At 74.1% G+C, this 18,627-nt stretch carries 14 protein-coding genes; 4 read left to right on the forward strand and 10 right to left on the reverse strand.

Features of this window, described 5'->3' with window-relative positions; genetic code table 11:
• Nucleotides 1-247 precede the first annotated feature (247 nt).
• From RB614_RS05715 to ppdK, 4 genes are all read right to left on the reverse strand, one after another.
• Nucleotides 248-2,641: a phosphoketolase family protein gene (locus tag RB614_RS05715; protein ID WP_308711293.1), complete on the reverse strand. Its 2,394-nt coding sequence runs from the start codon at nucleotides 2,639-2,641 to the stop codon at nucleotides 248-250.
• 136 nt (nucleotides 2,642-2,777) lie between these two features.
• Nucleotides 2,778-3,788: an alcohol dehydrogenase AdhP gene (gene adhP / locus RB614_RS05720; RefSeq protein ID WP_308711294.1), complete on the reverse strand. Its 1,011-nt coding sequence runs from the start codon at nucleotides 3,786-3,788 to the stop codon at nucleotides 2,778-2,780.
• Entirely contained in the window at nucleotides 3,770-4,186 is a 417-nt protein-coding gene (locus tag RB614_RS05725; protein ID WP_308711295.1) for a hypothetical protein, read from the reverse strand. Before RB614_RS05725 ends, adhP begins: the two co-directional genes overlap by 19 nt.
• A 10-nt stretch (nucleotides 4,187-4,196) precedes the next feature.
• Complete coding sequence (ppdK, locus tag RB614_RS05730) at nucleotides 4,197-6,887, reverse strand: pyruvate, phosphate dikinase (protein WP_308711296.1); 2,691 nt, start codon at nucleotides 6,885-6,887, stop codon at nucleotides 4,197-4,199.
• A 259-nt stretch (nucleotides 6,888-7,146) separates the two neighbouring features.
• Between ppdK and RB614_RS05735 the strand changes: the two genes are divergently transcribed.
• Entirely contained in the window at nucleotides 7,147-7,671 is a 525-nt protein-coding gene (locus RB614_RS05735) for a FluC/FEX family fluoride channel (protein ID WP_308711297.1), read from the forward strand.
• A complete protein-coding gene (gene crcB, locus RB614_RS05740; RefSeq protein WP_308711298.1) occupies nucleotides 7,668-8,030 on the forward strand; it encodes a fluoride efflux transporter CrcB in 363 nt (120 codons plus the stop codon). Before RB614_RS05735 ends, crcB begins: the two co-directional genes overlap by 4 nt.
• 809 nt (nucleotides 8,031-8,839) lie before the next feature.
• Here crcB and RB614_RS05745 read toward each other — a convergent pair.
• Genes RB614_RS05745 through RB614_RS05770 form a run of 6 tightly spaced genes read right to left on the reverse strand, consistent with a single transcriptional unit; the run spans nucleotide 8,840 to nucleotide 16,024 of the window.
• Nucleotides 8,840-10,471 (reverse strand): hydrogenase large subunit, encoded by a 1,632-nt coding sequence (locus RB614_RS05745; protein ID WP_308711299.1) that lies wholly within the window; start codon nucleotides 10,469-10,471, stop codon nucleotides 8,840-8,842.
• Nucleotides 10,472-10,473: 2 nt separating this feature from the next.
• Complete coding sequence (locus RB614_RS05750; RefSeq protein ID WP_308711300.1) at nucleotides 10,474-11,928, reverse strand: proton-conducting transporter transmembrane domain-containing protein; 1,455 nt, start codon at nucleotides 11,926-11,928, stop codon at nucleotides 10,474-10,476.
• Nucleotides 11,925-12,575, reverse strand: coding sequence for a hypothetical protein (locus RB614_RS05755; protein ID WP_308711301.1), 651 nt, complete (start codon nucleotides 12,573-12,575; stop codon nucleotides 11,925-11,927). The genes RB614_RS05750 and RB614_RS05755 overlap by 4 nt, the downstream gene beginning before the upstream one ends.
• Nucleotides 12,576-12,591: 16 nt before the next feature.
• Nucleotides 12,592-13,533: a respiratory chain complex I subunit 1 family protein gene (locus RB614_RS05760; protein ID WP_308711302.1), complete on the reverse strand. Its 942-nt coding sequence runs from the start codon at nucleotides 13,531-13,533 to the stop codon at nucleotides 12,592-12,594.
• Nucleotides 13,533-15,551, reverse strand: coding sequence for a proton-conducting transporter transmembrane domain-containing protein (locus RB614_RS05765; protein WP_308711303.1), 2,019 nt, complete (start codon nucleotides 15,549-15,551; stop codon nucleotides 13,533-13,535). The genes RB614_RS05760 and RB614_RS05765 overlap by 1 nt, the downstream gene beginning before the upstream one ends.
• The gene (locus tag RB614_RS05770) at nucleotides 15,548-16,024 is read right to left on the reverse strand and encodes an NADH-quinone oxidoreductase subunit B family protein (RefSeq protein WP_308711304.1); all 477 of its coding nucleotides are present in this window, start codon (nucleotides 16,022-16,024) and stop codon (nucleotides 15,548-15,550) included. Before RB614_RS05770 ends, RB614_RS05765 begins: the two co-directional genes overlap by 4 nt.
• A gap of 127 nt (nucleotides 16,025-16,151) precedes the next feature.
• Here RB614_RS05770 and RB614_RS05775 point away from each other — a divergent pair, with 127 nt between their 5' ends.
• Nucleotides 16,152-16,760, forward strand: a complete 609-nt coding sequence (locus RB614_RS05775) for an SHOCT domain-containing protein (protein ID WP_308711305.1) — start codon at nucleotides 16,152-16,154, stop codon at nucleotides 16,758-16,760.
• Between the two features lie 126 nt (nucleotides 16,761-16,886).
• A complete protein-coding gene (ctaD, locus tag RB614_RS05780; RefSeq protein WP_428982929.1) occupies nucleotides 16,887-18,620 on the forward strand; it encodes an aa3-type cytochrome oxidase subunit I in 1,734 nt (577 codons plus the stop codon).
• The last annotated feature ends 7 nt before the right edge of the window (nucleotides 18,621-18,627 follow it).

Consider the following 18,627-nt stretch of genomic DNA (forward strand, 5'->3'; position numbering starts at 1 on the left):
CCTCACCCTCCGCGGTAGGCAACGTTTGTCCGGCCGTCGCGAGATCCGGGACCGGGGTGCGCGGCGGATCGTGGTACGGATCCGCCCAGCGAGGGGCGGATCCGTACCACGATCTTTGCCGAGCGCCGCCGTAGGTGGCTTCCGGTGGGGAGTGCCCGCGGGAGCGAACGGTCCGCGGGCGGCCGCTATCCGGGCGAGGCCCGCCGGGGGTCCGGGCGGGGTCGGCAACCCCCGCCCGGACCCGCTCTCACGGGTTGGTCACGGACTCCGGGTGCACCCAGCGCCACTCGGTGATCTCGGGCGCGTCCTCGCCGTACCGCCGGGTGTAGTCGCGGCAGCGCTGCCGGGCGTCGACCATCGCCTGCCGCAGGTGGGCGGCCCGGGTGCCCAGGCCCGGTACCCGGTCGATGACGTCGATGACCAGGTGGAAGCGGTCGAGGTCGTTGAGCATCACCATGTCGAACGGCGTGGTCGTGGTCCCCTCCTCCTTGTACCCGCGCACGTGCAGGTTGCGGTGGTTGGCGCGCCGGTAGGTGAGGCGGTGGATGAGCCACGGGTAGCCGTGGTAGGCGAAGATGATCGGCTTGTCGGTGGTGAAGACCGTGTCGAACTGCCGGTCGGCCAGCCCGTGCGGGTGCTCGCTCTCCGGCTGCAGCCGCATCAGGTCGACCACGTTGACCACCCGGACCTTGAGGTCGGGCAGGTGCTGGCGGAGCAGGTCGGCGGCGGCGAGCGTCTCCAGGGTGGGTACGTCGCCGGCGCAGGCCAGCACCACGTCCGGCTCCTGGCCGTTGTCGCTGCTGGCCCAGTCCCAGATGCCCAGCCCGCGGGTGCAGTGCAGCACGGCCTCGTCCATCGACAGCCAGTTCGGCGAGGACTGCTTGCCGGCCACCACCACGTTGATGTAGTGCCGGCTGCGCAGGCAGTGGTCCATCGTGGAGAGCAGCGTGTTGGCGTCCGGCGGCAGGTACACCCGGACGACCTCGGCCTTCTTGTTGACGACGTGGTCGATGAAGCCGGGGTCCTGGTGCGAGAAGCCGTTGTGGTCCTGCCGCCACACGTGCGACGAGAGCAGGTAGTTGAGCGAGGCGATCGGCCGCCGCCAGGGGATGTGCCGGGTCACCTTGAGCCACTTGGCGTGCTGGTTGAGCATCGCGTCGACGATGTGGATGAACGCCTCGTAGCTGGTGAAGATGCCGTGCCGGCCGGTGAGCAGGTAGCCCTCGAGCCAGCCCTGGCACAGGTGCTCGGAGAGCACCTCCATCACCCGGCCGTCCGGGCCGAGGTGGTCGTCGCCGTCGTACCGCGCGCCGAGGAAGACCCGGTCGGTCACCTCGAACGCGGCGCCGAGCCGGTTGGAGGCGACCTCGTCGGGGCCGAAGAGCCGGAACCGGTCCGGGTTGGCGCGGACCACGTCGCGGACCCAGCCGCCGAGCACCCGGGCCGCCTCGGCGGTGGAGCCGCCCGGCTCGTCGACCTCGACCGCGTACTCGCGGAAGTCGGGCAGGACCAGGTCGCGCAGGACCACACCACCGTTGGCGTGCGGGTTGGCGCTCATCCGCCGCTCACCGGCCGGCGGCAGCGCGGTGAGCTCCGCGACCGGGGCGCCGGTCGGGTCGAAGAGCTCCTCCGGCCGGTACGAGCGCAGCCACTGCTCCAGCTCGACCAGGTGGGCGGGGTTGTCCCGGACCCCGGCGAGCGGCACCTGGTGGGCCCGGAACGTCCCCTCCACCTGCTGGCCGTCCACCGTGGACGGCCCGGTCCAGCCCTTCGGGGTACGCAGGACGATCATCGGCCAGCGCGGCCGGGTCGTGTCGCCGGTGGTGCGGGCGTGCCGCTGGATCGCGGCGATCTCGTCCAGCGCCCGGTCGAGGGTGGCGGCCAGGAGCTGGTGCACGGCGGCCGGCTCGTCCCCCTCGACGATGTACGGCTCGTAGCCGTACCCGCGCATCAGCGAGGCCAGGTCGTCGCGGGGGATCCGGTCGAGCACCGTCGGATTGGCGATCTTGTACCCGTTGAGGTGCAGGATCGGCAGCACCGCGCCGTCGCGGGCCGGGTTGAGGAAGACATTGGAGAGCCAGCTCGTGGCGAGCGGCCCGGTCTCCGCCTCGCCGTCGCCGATCACGCAGGCGACGAGCAGGTCAGGGTTGTCGAACGCGGCGCCGTACGCGTGCATCAGCGAGTACCCGAGCTCGCCCCCCTCGTGGATCGAGCCGGGCACCTCCGGCGCCACGTGGCTGGGGATGCCGCCGGGGAACGAGAACTGCCGGAACAGCCGCGCCATGCCGGCCTCGTCGCGGGACACCGACGGGTAGAGTTCGCTGTACGTGCCCTCCAGCCAGGTGTTGGCCACGATGGCCGGGCCGCCGTGGCCGGGGCCGGTGACGTAGATCGCGTTGAGGTCACGCGCCACGATCGTGCGGTTGAGGTGGGCGTAGAGCAGGCTCAGGCCGGGGCTGGTGCCCCAGTGCCCGAGCAGCCGGGGTTTGATGTGCTCCGGGCGCAGCGGCTCGCGCAGGAGCGGGTTGTCGAGCAGGTAGATCTGGCCGACGGTGAGGTAGTTCGCCGCCCGCCAGTACGCGTCGAGGCGCGCGAGCTCCGCCTCGCTCAGCGGCGCCGCCGTTTCCAGCGTGGTCTCCATGGGTGCAAGCCTCTCGCAGGTTGGGGTCGTCAAGGCCGCAATTAGCCTGATCGAGAGGGAGCCAAACCGCACAGGGCCATTGGTCCCGGCCCGAGCGTGCCGCAAGCCCGGGCCGGTTCACGACGCCACCAGGCGATCAGGGCTGGAGGACCAGGCGGGCCGGGACGCGGCTGGCGAGGACGTCCTCGATCGCGGTGTTGATCTCGTCCAGCTTGCGGACCTCGTAGATGACCTTGGTACGGCCGGCGGCGTGCAGCGCGAAGACCTCGGCCAGGTCGTCGCGGGTACCCACGATGGAGCCGACCACGGTGATGCCCTTGAGCACGGTCTCGAAGATCGGCAGCCGCATCACGTTCTCCTTGGGCAGCGAGACCAGCACGAGCCGGCCACCGCGGCGCAGGGAGGCGTGCGCCTGCTCCAGCACCTTCGGGTTGGCGGCCACGACCACGGCCACGTCGACGCCGCCGAGCGCGCCGATCGCGGCGACCGGGTCGGTCGCGGCCGCGTTCACCACGTCGGTGGCGCCGAGGGAGGCGGCGAGCCGGAGCTTCTCCCCGGTCACGTCGACCGCGACGGTCTGCCCGCCGAAGACCTGGGCGTACTGCAGGGCCAGGTGCCCGAGCCCGCCGATGCCGAAGATCCCGACCCGGTCACCGGGGTGCACCCGGGCGACCTTGATCGCCTTGTACGTCGTGACGCCGGCGCAGGTCAGCGGCGCCGCCTCGACCGGGTCGACCCCGTCCGGTACGCGCACGGCGTAGCGGGCCGCGGCGACCGCGTACTCGGCGTGGCCGCCGTCGATCGAGTAGCCGGTGTTCTGCTGCGCCTCGCAGAGCGTCTCCCAGCCGCTGACGCAGTAGTGGCAGGTGCCGCAGGCGTAGCCGAGCCAGGGCAGGGCCACCCGGTCGCCGACCGCGTGCTCGGTGACGCCGTCGCCGAGCTTCTCCACGATGCCGACACCCTCGTGACCGGGGATGAGCGGCAGGGTGGGCTTGACCGGCCAGTCGCCCCGCGCGGCGTGGATGTCGGTGTGGCACAGGCCGCTCGCCTCGATCCGGACCAGCAGCTGGCCGGGGCCGGGCGCCGGTACCGGGATGTCCTTGATCTCCAGTGGCTTGTCGAAGCTGGTTACGACGGACGCGCGCATCTTCTTCTCCTTGTGCGGGTGGGTGTTTCGAGGACCAGCCGCCGGGCCCGCAGGAGGCGGGCCCACCACGGCCGGTCGGCGGTGAGGGCCGGCGCGGGTACGCCCTTGAGGCTCACCCACCCGCCGGGTCCCATGTGGACGGCGCCGATCGCCGGGCGGCGCCGGCGGGTGAACGCGACCGCGGCGGCCACGACCGCGACGGCCGCGAGGACCTCCCGCAGGTCGTACGCGGGCCGGTAGTGGACGTTCCCGCGGGCGATGACGTACGCGCCGATCGGGCGGGCGTAGCCGCGCAGCACCGGTACCAGCGTGACCGGCTCGGAGCCGGCGAGCGCGACCGGCGGTCCCACCGGTTCGGTCGCCGGACCCTGGTCCGGGCGGACGATCGTGTCGAGCATGGCGTGTCTCCTAACGGCTGTCGGACCCGGCCGCCGCCGACGCGACCGCGGCGCGGCCGGCCTCCAGGCGGGCCACCGGCACCCGGAACGGGGAGCAGGAGACGTAGTCCAGGCCGATCGCGTGGAAGAAGTGGATCGAGTCCGGGTCGCCGCCGTGCTCGCCGCAGACGCCGATCTTCAGGTCCGGGCGGGCCGCCCAGCCCTCGTCGGCGGCCATCCGCACGAGCCGGCCCACGCCGGGCACGTCCAGCGACTCGAACGGCGAGACGCCGAAGATGCCCATCCCCAGGTAGCGCGGGAAGAACGTGCCCTCCACGTCGTCCCGGGAGAAGCCCCAGCCGAGCTGGGTCAGGTCGTTCGTGCCGAACGAGAAGAACTCCGCCGCACCCGCGATCTCGCCGGCGGTGACCGCCGCCCGGGGCACCTCGATCATCGTGCCGATCCGCACGTGCGGCAGGCCGCCGATCTCGTCGAGGATGCGTTCCGCCTCGGCGCGCACGGCCTCGAGCTCCTGCACGGCCGCGACCAGCGGCACCATGATCTCCGGCCGGGGGGAGCGGCCGCGGGCGGCGCAGTCGGCGGCCGCCTCGGCGATCGCCCGCACCTGCATGGCGAAGAGGCCGGGCACGACCAGGCCGAGCCGCACGCCGCGCAGCCCCAGCATCGGGTTCTGCTCGTGCATCCGCCGCACCGCGCCGAGCAGGGCGCCGTCCCGCCCCGGGTCCTGGCCGAGCGCCTCGGCCCGGGCCACCTTCGCGGTCAGCTCCTCCAGCGGGGGCAGGAACTCGTGCAGCGGCGGGTCGATCAGCCGCACGGTGACCGGCAGCCCGTCCATCGCCTCGAAGATCTCCACGAAGTCGGCCCGCTGCAAGGGAAGCAGCGCGGCCAGCGCCGCCTCCCGCTCGCCGTCCGCGTCGGCCGCGGTCTCGGCCAGGATGAGGCGCTCCACCAGGGCGCGGCGCTCGCCGAGGAACATGTGCTCGGTGCGGCACAGGCCGATCCCCTCGGCCCCGAACCGCCGCGCCCGCGCCGCGTCGCCACCGGTGTCGGCGTTCGCCCGGACCTCCATCCGCCGCGACCGGTCGGCGTGCAGCATCAGCCGGTGAACGGCGTCGAGCAGCGCGTCCTGCCCGGCCGGCTCCTCGCCCTCGAAGTAGCGGGCGACGGGGGAGGGGTGCACCGGCACCTCGCCGAGGAAGACCTCGCCGGTGGCGCCGTCGATCGAGACGACGTCCCCTTCGGACACGACCGTACCGTCCACAGTGAACCGTGCACTGTCGGTGTCCACGTCGAGCGCGTCCGCGCCGCAGACGCAGGTCTTGCCCATGCCCCGGGCCACCACGGCGGCGTGCGACGTCTTGCCGCCGCGCGAGGTGAGGATGCCCTGCGCGGCGATCATGCCGGGCAGGTCGTCCGGGTTGGTCTCCCGCCGGACCAGGATGACCTTGTCGCCGGCGGTGGCGCGCTCGGCCGCGCGGGCCGCGTCGAACACCACCCGGCCGCTGGCCGCGCCGGGGGAGGCCGGCACGCCGACCGCGAGCGGCTCGGGTGCGGCCGCGCGGTCGAAGCGGGGGAACATCAGCTGGGCCAGCTGCGCGCCGGTGACCCGGCGCAGCGCCTCGTCCAGGTCGATGACGCCCTCGTCGACGAGCTGGGCGGCGATCGTGAACGCGGCGGCCGGGGTGCGCTTGCCCACCCGGGTCTGCAGCATCCACAGCTTGCCCCGCTCGATGGTGAACTCGATGTCGCACAGGTCGCGGTAGTGGTGCTCCAGCTTGTCCATGATGGACAGCAGCTGGTGGTGGCTGTGCCGGTCGATCCGTTCCAGCTCCTGCAGCGGCACGGTGTTGCGGATCCCGGCGACGACGTCCTCGCCCTGCGCGTTGGCGAGGTAGTCGCCGTACACGCCGCGCACGCCGGTGGCCGGGTCGCGGGTGAACGCCACGCCGGTACCGGAGTCGGGGCCGAGGTTGCCGAAGACCATCGCCATCACGTTCACGGCGGTACCGAGGTCCTGCGGGATCCGCTCCTGCCGGCGGTACAGCACGGCCCGCTCGGTGTTCCACGACTTGAAGACCGCCTCGATCGCCAGGTACAGCTGCTCGTGCGGCGCCTGCGGGAACTCGCGGCCGGTGTGGTCGTGGAAGACCTTCTTGTACGCGTCGACGAGGTGCCGCAGGTCGGCGGTGCTGAGCTCGGCGTCCGTGGCGACGCCGGCGTGGCTCTTGTGCGCGTCGAGCTCGTGCTCGAACGCCTCGCCCGGCACCCCGCACACCGTCTTGCCGAACATGCCGATCAGCCGCCGGTACGAGTCCCACGCGAACCGCGGGTCGCCGCTCTGCGCGGCCAGGCCCTGCACGCTCACGTCGGTCAGCCCGATGTCCAGGACGGTGTCCATCATGCCGGGCATGGAAAACTTCCCGCCGGAGCGGACGGAGAGCAGCAGCGGGTTGGCCGGGTCGCCGAGCGCCTTCCCCAGCCGCTCCTCGACCAGCTGCAGGTGGGCGTTCACCTGGTCGAACAGCCCGTCCGGCACGGTGCCGCCGGCCAGGTAGGCGCGGCACGCCTCGGTGCTGATCGTGAACCCCGGTGGCACCGGCAGCCCCAGCCGGGTCATCTCGGCGAGGTTGGCGCCCTTGCCACCCAGCAGGTCCTTGAGGTCTTTTCCACCCTCCACGAAGTCGAACACGTACTTGGGCATCACCGGCCGCCTCTCGCTCGACGCAGGTCGTCACTTCCGGTGGTACCAAGGCGGAGGCGGCGTCTCCCAGTGCCGAAGGGAACCGACCAGCTCGGGACCTTGGTCCCGAGGCCGGCCGCGGCCGGGGTAATGTGGTCGGGACGACGCGATCCCGGCGTCGCGCGGCGGTGGGGCCCGCCGACCCCCCCGGGGGTAAACCGCGCCGACCGCCAACGGTCCCTACCGGCAAGCCGACCATGCGTGCTGGTAGGAGGAGCGCATGACCGACCCCGCCCGGAGCGTCGACCCGGACGTCGATCTCCACATCCCCGGCCAGCGGCGCGAGCTGAGCCCCAGCCCGTGGCCGGTGCTCGTGGCCGTCTCGGCCGGCGGCGTGCTCGGCGCCCTGGCCCGGTACGGGCTCGCCGAGGCGGTCCCGCGCCCGCCCGGCGGGTTCCCCTGGGCGACGTTCGCGGCGAACCTCTCCGGTTGCCTGCTCATCGGCGTCCTCATGGCCCTGGTCGACCAGGTGTGGAGCGGCCGGCGCCTGATCCGCCCGTTCCTCGGCGTCGGTGTGCTCGGCGGCTACACGACCTTCTCCACGTACGTCGTCGACACCCAGCGCACCGTCGCCGACGGCGCCCCGGGCACCGCCCTGCTCTACCTGGCCGCGACGATGGCCGGCGCGCTGCTCGCGGTCTGGGCCGGCACCGCCGCGACCGGCGCCGCGCTCGCCCGCCGGTCCCGCCCCGCCGACCAGGAGCGCTACGCCGTCGCCGGCCAGGCCCGGGAGACCGGCCGGTGACCGTACTGCTGGTCGTGCTCGGCGCCGCCCTGGGCGCCCCGGCGCGCTACCTGGTCGACCGGCTCGTCCAGGCCCGCCACGACTCCGTCTTCCCGTGGGGCACCCTCGCCGTCAACGTCGCCGGCTCCGCCCTGCTCGGCTTCCTCGCCGCCCTCCCCGCCAGCCCCGCCGTGACGGCCGCCCTGGGGACCGGTTTCTGCGGCGCGCTGACCACGTACTCGACGTTCAGCTACGAGACCCTCCGCCTGGCCCAGGACGGCGCCCGCTTCTACGCCCTCGCCAACATCACCGCCAGCCTCGCCGGCGGCCTCGGCGCCGCATACGTAGGCATGGTCGCCGCCACCGCCCTGACAACCTAGACCGCTTTCGGAGTCGGCCTGATGGGCTGTGATCGAAGCTCCCCTCAAGTCGCTAGAACGACGTGAAGGGAGCTTCGATCACGGACCAGACAGATGTGCCCCGGTCCGCATCACCTGCGGACCGCACGCGCGGGGTCCCCGGGGAAACGTGGAGCGCAGCGGAGCGTTTTCTTGGGGGTGCTTTCCCGCGGGCACCGCTGCGGCCGGCGGCTCGCAGCGCTCGCCGACTTCCCCGGCCTCCGCTGCCACCTCCGCGCGGGCTTCACGCGCGCGTCCGCCGCCGGACCCGGGACGTGCGTGCGTGAAGCTCTGGAGCTGCCCGCGCAGACGGGGCAGCCCGGTAGCCGCCCGAAGAGACATGGACCGCTCGTGGGACGGCCGTCGGGGGCGAGCGCCCTCGCCGCTGGCGAGGAGGGGGACCGTGACCAGGCGCGGGAGCGACGGTCGGGGCACAATGCCACTCACGGTAGTTCGCCGGGCGGCGGTCGAGATCGTGGTACGAAGGTGCCCCCGGGGCGGCGGATCCGTACCACGATCTGCTGGGACGGCCCGCATTGATCAAGATCTAGGGCGAGTGGCACGGGGTCCGGATCGCCGCTCCCGCGGCCTCATCCTCCGCCGCTGGTCACCCCTCCTCCCGCCGGCCTAACCGGCGAGCACCGGGCGGTCGTTGAGATCGTGGTACCCAGGTGCCCGCAGAGGGGCACCGGAATACCACGATCGCCGCGCCGACCGGTTTCGGGGTGCCCGACCGGCGTCGGGTCCTTCTCTTTCGTCGGAGGGGCGGTGGGGCGCGCGGTCCGGGCGGACTACAGGTCGTTGCCGGCGTAGGAGAGGTTGAAGCTTTTGTTGGTGAGGGGGAAGTCGGGAACGATCGTGTTGGCCAGGGCCACGGGGAGTGCGGGCCAGTTGAGGAACGACGGGTCGACGACCTTGACGCGGGTGAGGGTGCCGTCGGGGCGTAGCTCGACGCGGTGGACGACGGTGCCGCGCCAGCCCTCGACGATGCCGACCCCGGACCGGGGGCCGTCGGCCGCGGACCCGGCCCCGGCTGCGGACCCGGACCCGGCCGTGGACCCGGACCCGGCCGTGGACCCGGACCCGGCCGTGGACCCGGACCCGGCCGTGGACCCGGACCCGGCCGTGGACCCGGACCCGGCCCCAGCCCCGGCCCCGGCCGCGGTCCGGCCGGCGGTGAGCGACGGTAGCAGGCTGGCCAGGAGCGCGGTCGACGCCTGTACCTCGTCGGCGCGGACCAGGAAGCGGGCGCGCACGTCGCCGTCCTCGTAGACCGGGACGGTCAGGCCGGCGAGGTCGGCGAGGTCGGTGTGCGGGTGGGCGACCCGGGCGTCGAGGGGCAGGCCGCTGGCGCGGGCGACGTACCCGAGGGTGCCGATGTCGGCGGCCTGGGTGGTGGTGAGCGTGGCGGTGCCGGTGAGCCGGTCGCGGACGATGGTGTTGCGCAGGGCGGTGGCCACCAGGTCGGCGAGGTCGGCGGCGATCGCCTGGACCGTGGCGGGGTCGGGCACCTCGGCGAGTTGGGTGCCGCCGGGGAAGACGGCGCCGCGCAGCAGGCGGTGGCCGGTGGTGCGCTGGTTGAGGCGGAGCAGCTGCTCGCGGATCCGCTGGGTGTGCGCGTGCGCGATGCCGTACCCGACGTCGTTGCAGATGGCGCCGATGTCGGCGGCGTGGTTGTGCAGGCGTTCGAGCTCCAGGAGGGCGGCGCGGGCCCGCTGCGCCCCGGCCGGTACCGGGATGTCGAGAGCGTCCTCGACGGCGAGGCTGTAGGCGAGGGCGTGGCCGACCGCGGTGTCGCCGCTGATCCGTTCGGCGAGGCCGACGCGGGAGCCGGCGGGCTGCCCCTCGAAGAGCTTCTCGATTCCTTTGTGGACGTACCAGAGGCGGGCCTTGAGCTTGAGGATGGTCTCGCCGACCACGGAGAACCGGAAGTGGCCGGGCTCGATCAGCCCGGCGTGCACCGGGCCGACCGGGATCTCGTAGACGCCGGGGCCCTGGACGGTGAGGAACGGGAAGGGTTCGGTGGCGGCCAGCGGCGGGCGGGGTCCGGCGTCGGCGCGCATCGGGTGCCAGCCGTGCGGCCAGTGCGGGTGGCGGACCAGGCGGCGGGGGAGCGGATGGTCCTGCGGGTGCACGCCGTACAGGTCGTGCATCTCGCGCTCGAAGCGGCCGGCCGGGAACGACAGCGCGGCGAGGCTGGGCACGGTGGGGTGGTCGGGGTCGGTGCGCAGGTGCAGCTCGGTACGGCGGTCCGGCGGGCCGGCGGTGAACAGGTACACGACGCGGATGGCGGCCCCGCCGGGGTGGTCGGGCGGGTCGTGGTGGGCGGCCACGAGCGCGAGCCGGGCGCCGCCGTCCAGCAGCTTCCGGGCGTGGTCGGCGAGGGTGTCGGCGGTGACGTCGACGACCTGGGTCGCGGTCACGGTCACCGCCCCCCGGTCACGGTGGTGGCGGCCGTGTGCAGCAGGTCCTGCAGCGGGCCGAGGCTGATGCCGAGCACCGCGGCGGCCGCGAGGCCGAGGGCGAGGGGCACGACGGCGGCGGCCCCGGGCCGGGCCTCGCCCGCCGGGAGCGAGCCGGGCGGGCCGAGCAGCATCGCGGTGCCGTTTCGGGCCAGGGCCGCGAAAGCGACCAGGACCAGCGTGAACGCGGCCGCGACCGCCCACCCCTGCCCGGCGGCCAGGCCGGCGCGGGCGATGGCGAGCTCGGAGGCGAAGAGGCTGAACGGCGGCAGGCCGAGCAGCGCGACCACGGCCAGGCCGAGGCAGGCGGCCAGGCCGGGGCGCTGGGCGGCGAGGCCCCGCACGGCGGCGATGCGGGAGCTGCCGGAGAGCCGCAGCAGGTGGCCGGCGCCGCAGAACGCGACCGCCTTGCTCAGCCCGTGGCCGAGCACGTGCAGCAGGGTGGCGGTGATGGCCAGCCGGCTGCCGGTGGCGGTACCGAGGGCGATCAGTCCCATGTGCTCGATCGAGGAGTACGCGAGCATGCGCTTGTAGTCCTGCTGGGCGATGAGCAGCCCGGCCGCGACGGCGAGCGAGGCGAGGGCCGCGACCAGCAGCAGGACGCGCAGGTACCCGGGGCCGAGGACGGCGTCGGCGATCGGCTTGTACCGCCAGATCGCGTAGAAGGCGACCGACAGCAGGACGCCGGACATGAGCGCGGAGACCGGTGCCGGTGCCTGGCTGTGCGCGTCGGGCAGCCAGGCGTGCATGGGGGCCAGCCCGGCCTTGGTGCCGAAGCCGAGCAGGAGCAGACCGGTGGCGAGCCGGATCAGGTCGGGCTCCAGGGCGCCGGCGTGCCCGGTCAGGTGGGTCCAGTTGAGGGCGGCGGTGCCGTGCAGGTCGGCCGCGACCGCGGCGGCGTACACGCAGGCGGTGCCGAGGAACGCGATCGCGATGCCGACCGAGCAGAGCACCACGTACTTCCAGGCGGCCTCCACGCTGGCCCGGCTGCGCCGGTGGCCGACCAGGAACGCGGTGACGATCGTGGTCGCCTCGACCGCGACCCAGAGCACGCCGAGGTTGTCGGCGAGCACGGCCAGGCTCATCGCGGCCAGGAAGAGCTGGACCAGGATCAGGTACCGGCGGGCGGCGGCCGGGGTCTCCGCGTTGTCGGCGAGCTGGTGGACGCCGGCCCAGCAGGCGATGGTGGCGACCGCCCCGATGACGATCAGCATGAACGCGGTCAGCGCGTCGGCCCGCAGCAGCCCGGCGCTCACCGCCGCCGAGCCGTTGGTGGCGAGGGCGACGCCGGCGGCGAGGATGGCGGCGGCGGCGCCGACCCCGGCCCAGGCGCCGGTCCGGCGGCCGGCCGCCACCGTGGTCAGGGCGGCGGCGAGGGGTGCGGCCAGGGGGACGAACAGGGGGAGGGTGGAGGTCATCGGTCGCGTAGCTCTCGTAGGTCGTCCAGGTCGGTGTCGCCGAACGCCGCCTGCAGCCGGGTGGTCAGCACCTGCAGCACGAGTACGGCCAGGAGCAGGTCGGCGGAGACGCCGAGCTCGACGACGAGCGGTACCCCGCCGGTGGCCAGGAACGCCACCGCGGCGATGCCGTTGTCGACCAGCAGCAGGCCGACGATCTGCGACACCGCGCGGCGGCGGGTGGCGGCCAGGAAGAAGCCGATCAGCACCACGGCGAGGCCGACCGGCGCGGCCCGGGCGGTGGCGGCGGGCGCCAGGTCGACCAGCGGCCGGGCGGCGGCGTACGCCAGCAGGGTCATCGCGGCCGCCGCCAGCAGGGACGCGGCGACGTTGACCAGCGGCGCGGTCTCGCGCGCGGCCGGCACCCGGGCCAGGATCCGGCGCAGCAGCCAGGGCAGGACACCGGCCTTGAGCACGCCGACGGCGACCGCGACGGCGAGGGCCTCCGGGTGCGGGTCGTCGAGGGCGAGGAGCACCGCGATGCCGGCGAGCGCGGCGCCCTGCAGGGTGAGCAGGCCGATCAGGGCGGTCAGCTCCCGGCGCCAGAGCACGCCGACCGCGCAGAGCAGGAACAGCCCGCAGGCGAGGCTGAGCAGCTGGTCGTTCACCGGCATCCCTTCCCGGTCACGCCAGCACGCTGGCGGTGAGGACCGCCAGCAGGCCCAGGACGAAGGAGCCGGCCAGCAGCTCCGGGACCCGGAACAGGCGCACCTTGGCCAGGAACACCTCACCGGCGGCGAGCAGCCCGCCGAGCGCGAAGACCTTCACCGCGAACAGCGCGGTGGCGCCGGCGAGCGCGGCCGGGTGCAGGCTGGTCGCCACGCCCCAGGGCAGGAAGAGGGTGGCCAGCAGGCCGAGCAGGATGCTGAGCCGCATCGCCGCGGCCCACTCGACGAGTGCCAGGTCGCGGCCGGCGTACTCGAGCACCATGGCCTCGTGCACCATGGTCAGCTCCAGGTGGGTGCTCGGGTTGTCCACCGGCAGCCGGCCGGACTCGGCGAGCACGGCGACGGCCAGCGCGGCGGCGGCGAGCGCGCCCACCGGGCTGATCACCCGGGCCGGGTCGGCGGCGCCGGCGGCGACGATCGCGGCGAGGTCGGTCGAACCGACCCGGGTGGAGAGCGCGAAGACGGCCAGCAGCAGCGTCGGCTCGACCAGCGCGGCGATGGTCATCTCGCGGCTGGCCCCCATGCCGCCGAACGCGGTGCCGGTGTCCAGCCCGGCCAGCGCGAGCGCGACCGTGCCGAGCAGCAGCAGCCCGACCACCACGACCAGGTCGGCGACGCCGGAGAGCGGGCCGCGGGTGGAGACGTACGGGGCGGCGCCGGCGATCAGCAGGCTGGTGGCCATCAGGACCGGTGGCGCCGCCACGAAGAACACGCCCGCGTCGGCCGGGGTGATCGGCTCCTTGCGCAGCTGCTTGCGCAGGTCCCGCCACGGCTGCCCGAACCGCCCGCCGGCGCGCCCCTCCAGCCGGGCCCGCACCGCGCGCATCCATCCGAGCAGCCACGGTGCGAGGGCCGCGACCAGGACGGCCTGCCCGGCGGCGACGGCGTACGCGGCCATCACCGCACCGCCGCGGCGAACAGGACGAGGATCAGGGCGGCGAGCATGTAGGCCAGGTACCGGTGCACGCTGCCGGTGGCGAGGCCGCGGGCGGCCCGGCCGGCCACCTCGACCGCGGCGATCAGCGGCCGGTACAGCCGGGCCTCGATCCGGTCCGGGAGCCGCCGCCGGTACTGCACCGAACGGACCAGGTACGCCGACTCGGCGGCCGGGGTCACGTCGACGTCCTGCTCCGGCGCGAGTACGTCGTCGAAGACCCGCTGCAGCGGCTCGGCGAACGAGGTCGCGGTGTACTCCATCCGGGCGGTCAGCGGCCCGTCCCCGCAGTCCCACGCGGCCGCCCGCCGCCGGGGCCGGCCGGCCAGGCGCGCCATCACCGCGGTCGCGACCGCCAGCCCCACCACGCCGGCCGCTATCCACAGTGGAGCGATCGTGGAGCCGACGCCGGCCAGGCGCAGGTCGACGGCGCCGCCCTCGAACGGTCGGGGCCCGGCCCGGAGCCCGGCGGTGACCCGGTCCAGCGCCGGTCCGGCGAGCGCGGGCAGCACCGCCAGCGCGCAGCAGGCCGCGGCGGCCAGGACCATGCCGGCCACCATCGACGGCGGGGACTCGCGCGCGGCCGCCGCCTCCTCGCCGCGCGGCCGGGCCAGGAAGCCGGTCCCGACCACCTTGACGAACGTCGCCACGCCGACCCCGGCGGTCAGCGCGACCACCGCCACCGCCACCGGCGCCACGACCGTCCACAGTGTACCGGCGTCGGTCGCCTGGTGCAGCAGCGCCTGCAGCAGCAGCCACTCGGAGACGAACCCGTTGCCGAGCGGCAGTGCGGCCGCGCCGAGCGCGCCGACGCAGACCAGCGCGGTGGTGGCCGGCATCCGCCGGGACAGGCCGCCGAGCCGGTCCAGGTCGCGGACCCCGGTGCCGCGCAGCACCGAGCCGGCGCCGCAGAACAGCAACGCCTTGAACCCGGCGTGGTTGGCGGCGTGCAGCAGCGCGGCGGCCAGCGCCACGGCGGCCACGGCCGGCTGCCCGGCGCTGGCCAGCAGTCCCGCGGCGGCCAGGCCGAGCAGGATCAGGCCGACGTTCTCGCTCGTGGAGAACGCCAGCAGCTTCTTGAGGTCGGTGGCGACCGCCGCCTGCAGGATGCCGTACAGGGCGGAGAGCATGCCCACCGCGCCGAGCGCCAGCCACCACCACCGCGGCCCGCCGCCGAGCAGGTCGAAGCCGAGCCGCACGATGCCGTACACGCCGAGCTTGACCATGGCGGCGCTCATCAACGCCGACACGTGCGCCGGCGCCTCGGCGTGGGCACGGGGCAGCCACGGGTGCAGCGGTACCGCGCCCGCCTTCGCGGCGAACCCGGCCACGCAGAGCACGAACACCCCGCCGCGGACCGGCCCGGACAGGCCTCCCGCGGCGTCCTGGATCGCCGCGAACGACGGGTCGCCGGCCGCCGCGGCCAGCCACACCAGGCCGATCAGGATGGTGACGAAGCCGGCCTGCGTCATCACCGCGTACCAGAGTCCGGCCGGCAGCACCGCCGGGCCGTGCCGGTGCTCGACGAGGACCAGCAGCAGCGAGGTGACCGCGGTCAGCTCCCAGGCGAGCAGGAACGTCGGTACGTCGGCGGCGGCCGGCACCAGCAGCATGGCGGCCACGAAGACCGGCAGCAGGGCGAGTGGCCCGCGCGCGCCGGGGCCGTGCCCGCCCCGCCCGGCGTACCCGATGGCGTAGACGCCGACCACCACCGCGACCGCGCCGGTCAGCAGCAGGAACCAGCCGGCGAGCGGGTCCACCGCGAGGCTGACCCCGGCCAGCGGCAGCACGTCGGGGTACTCCGCGCGCCAGCCGTGGCCGGAGACCGCCGCGACGCCGGCCGCCGCGCCGGCCGCGCCGACCCCGGCGGTGGCGACGCCGACCGCAGCCGACCGCCACCGCGCCGGCAGCACCAGGGCCACGGCCGCGCCGGTCGCGGCCAGCACGCCCGCGGCGGCCAACCCGGTCGGGACCGGGTTCACCGGCCGGACACGCCGCGCAGCGCGGCCACGATCGCCGCCGGCTCCGGCGGGCAGCCGGGCACCAGCACATCCACGGGTACGACGTCGCCGACCGGCCCGAGCACGCCGGGGCCGCCGGCGAACATGCCGCAGTCGCGGGCGCAGTCGCCCACCGCCACCACCATCCGCGGCCGGGGCATCGCCTCGTACGTGGTCCGCAGCGGCCCGGCCATGTTGACCGTCACCGGGCCGGTCACCGTCAGCACGTCCGCGTGGCGGGGCGAGGCGACCAGCCGCACGCCGTGGCGCTCGGCGTCGTACACCGGGCCGAACGCCTGGCCCACCTCGATCTCGCAGCCGTTGCACGAGCCCGCGTCGACGTGGCGTACCTGCACCGACCCGGCCAGCCCGGCGGCGGCCGGCAACGGCTCCGGACGGGGCGTCGCGGGCTGCGCCACCCGCCCCCGCTCGCGGATCCTCCTGACCAGCCCCACGCCTACACCCTTCCTGACTTCACGAGTTGCGAAGTTTAGCAACTGGTTATAACCGCAGCGGAGCCAGGGGCGGCGTTGTGAGGCGGTCGTACAGTGGCGTGGCCGGAGGTACGGGAAGGGATGGGCCATGGGTCTGTTCGATCGGTTCAAGCGGATCTCGGATCCGGTCGAGGGCTCGGCCCGCGTGGTGTCCGCCACCGGGGCGCCGGACGGCCAGGGTTCGGCGGCGTGCGGCATGCATCTGGTGGTGACCGTGCCGGGCGTGCCCGCGTTCGTCGTCCAGGGGACCTACCTGGTGAAGATGGCCAAGTGGCCGTGGCCGGGCCAGGTCCTGCCGATCGTGGCGTCCCGCTCGGAGCCGGCCCGGTTCAAGATCCGGTGGGACCTGGTCCCGACCGGCAGCCAGGCCGCCGCCGAGCGGGCCGCCCGGCTCGCCGAGTCGCTCAACTCACCCACCCCCGCCCCGGTCTGGCCGGCGCCGGAGGGGCAGCAGCCCCGCCCCGACGTCGGCGTCGCCGGGCCGGTCTTCGTCAACGGGCGCCCCGCCACCGCCGCCGAGGCCGACCAGATCGCCGCCATGCTCGGCGCCGGCCTGCGCGGTGACGGCGGCGCACCCGCGGGCGGGCAGGACCGGCTCGAGCGGCTGGAGCGGCTGGCCGCGCTGCACCGGTCCGGCGCGATCTCCGCCGCCGAGTACGAGCGCCTCAAGGCGGAGATCCTCGATGGCCGGGGATGACGGCCGGGGATAACGCCACCGCCGCGGTGTTTGGACCGCGAAGCCCGGGGAATGCCGCATCGCCGTAGCGGAGCGGATGTGCCGGGGGTGGTTTGCGTGACGAGGATCGAGCCGCGTCCGAGCCCGATGGTGGCCCGCCCGTGGCCGGTACGGGAGGAGGTCCGCGGCTCCTTCCTGGGCCGTACGCTCCGCTCGACGGACGCGAAGCACATCGGCGTCATGTACGGGGTCACCGCGTTCGCGTTCTTCGCGGTCGGCGGCCTGCTGGCGCTGCTGATGCGGGCCGAGCTGGCCCGGCCGGGCATGCAGTTCCTCTCCCCGGAGCAGTACAACCAGTTCTTCACCATCCACGGCACGATCATGCTGCTGCTGTTCGCGACGCCGATCGTGTTCGCGTTCGCCAACTTCGTGGTCCCGATCCAGATCGGCGCGCCGGACGTGGCCTTCCCCCGGCTCAACGCGCTGGCCTACTGGCTGTTCGCGTTCGGCGGCACGCTCGTCCTGGCCGGCTTCATCACGCCGGGCGGGGCCGCCGACTTCGGCTGGACCGGCTACGCGCCGCTGTCGACCGAGGTCCATTCGCCGGGCGTGGGCGGCAACATGTGGATCATCGGGCTGGTGCTCTCCGGGCTCGGCACGATCCTCGGCGCGGTCAACATCATCACCACGATCCTCACGCTCCGGGCGCCGGGCATGACCCCGTTCCGGATGCCGATCCTCACCTGGAACATCCTGCTCACCAGCGTCATGGTGCTCATGGTGTTTCCGCTGCTGGCCGCCACGCTGCTGGCGCTGCTCGCGGACCGCATGCTGGGCGCGCACGTCTACGACGCGACGAGCGGCGGGGCGCTGCTGTGGCAGCACCTGTTCTGGTTCTTCGGGCACCCCGAGGTGTACATCGTCGCGCTGCCGTTCTTCGGCATCATCAGCGAGGTCATCCCGGTCTTCGCCCGCCGGCCGATCTTCGGCTACAAGGGGCTGGTCGCGGCGACGATCGCGATCACGCTGCTGTCGATGAGCGTGTGGGCGCACCACATGTTCGCCACCGGCCAGGTGCTGCTGCCGTTCTTCAGCTTCCTGAGCTTCCTGATCGCGGTGCCGACCGGCATCAAGTTCTTCAACTGGATCGGGACCATGTGGCGGGGGCAGATCACGTTCGAGACGCCGATGCTCTTCGCGATCGGGTTCCTGCTGACCTTCCTGCTCGGCGGCCTCTCCGGGGTGCTGCTCGCCTCGCCGCCGGTCGACTTCCACGTCACCGACACGTACTTCGTCGTGGCCCACTTCCACTACGTGCTCTTCGGCACGATCGTCTTCGCGGTGTACGCCGGCGTGTACTTCTGGTTTCCCAAGATCACTGGACGGATGATGGACGAGCGGCTCGGCCGGGTGCACTTCTGGCTGACGTTCATCGGGTTCCACACCACGTTCCTGGTGCAGCACTGGCTCGGCGCCGAGGGCTTCCCCCGCCGGTACGCCGACTACCTGCCCACCGACGGCTTCACCACGCTCAACACGGTCTCCACGATCGGCTCGTTCGTGCTCGGCGCGTCCTCGCTGCCGTTCGTCTACAACCTGTGGCGCTCGTACCGGGCCGGCGAGGTGGTGACCGCGGACGACCCGTGGGGGTACGGCAACTCCCTCGAGTGGGCCACGAGCTGCCCGCCACCGCTGCGCAACTTCGACCGGATGCCCCGGATCCGCTCCGAGCGCCCGGCCTTCGACCTCAAGTTCCCGCACCTGGCGGCGGGCGGGCAGGCGGCGGCCGGCCCGCCCGCCGGTGGCGCCAAGCCGCTGACCCAGGAGACCCGCGGCGGCGCCGCCTACCAGGAGGACACCTCCGGCGAGATCGACCGCTGAGCGCCGC

Source organism: Phytohabitans maris, assembly GCF_031085175.1.
Classification (GTDB): Bacteria; Actinomycetota; Actinomycetes; order Mycobacteriales; family Micromonosporaceae; genus Phytohabitans; species Phytohabitans maris.

Coding starts and splice junctions, on each gene's coding strand:
- RB614_RS05715 (WP_308711293.1), bottom strand. CDS start 2,641: ATGGAGACCACGCTGGAAACGGCGGCGCCGCTGAGCGAGGCGGAGCTC.
- ctaD (WP_428982929.1), top strand. CDS start 16,887: ATGGTGGCCCGCCCGTGGCCGGTACGGGAGGAGGTCCGCGGCTCCTTC.
- RB614_RS05775 (WP_308711305.1), top strand. CDS start 16,152: ATGGGTCTGTTCGATCGGTTCAAGCGGATCTCGGATCCGGTCGAGGGC.
- adhP (WP_308711294.1), bottom strand. CDS start 3,788: ATGCGCGCGTCCGTCGTAACCAGCTTCGACAAGCCACTGGAGATCAAG.
- RB614_RS05750 (WP_308711300.1), bottom strand. CDS start 11,928: ATGACCTCCACCCTCCCCCTGTTCGTCCCCCTGGCCGCACCCCTCGCC.
- RB614_RS05725 (WP_308711295.1), bottom strand. CDS start 4,186: ATGCTCGACACGATCGTCCGCCCGGACCAGGGTCCGGCGACCGAACCG.
- RB614_RS05735 (WP_308711297.1), top strand. CDS start 7,147: ATGACCGACCCCGCCCGGAGCGTCGACCCGGACGTCGATCTCCACATC.
- RB614_RS05760 (WP_308711302.1), bottom strand. CDS start 13,533: ATGGCCGCGTACGCCGTCGCCGCCGGGCAGGCCGTCCTGGTCGCGGCC.
- ppdK (WP_308711296.1), bottom strand. CDS start 6,887: ATGCCCAAGTACGTGTTCGACTTCGTGGAGGGTGGAAAAGACCTCAAG.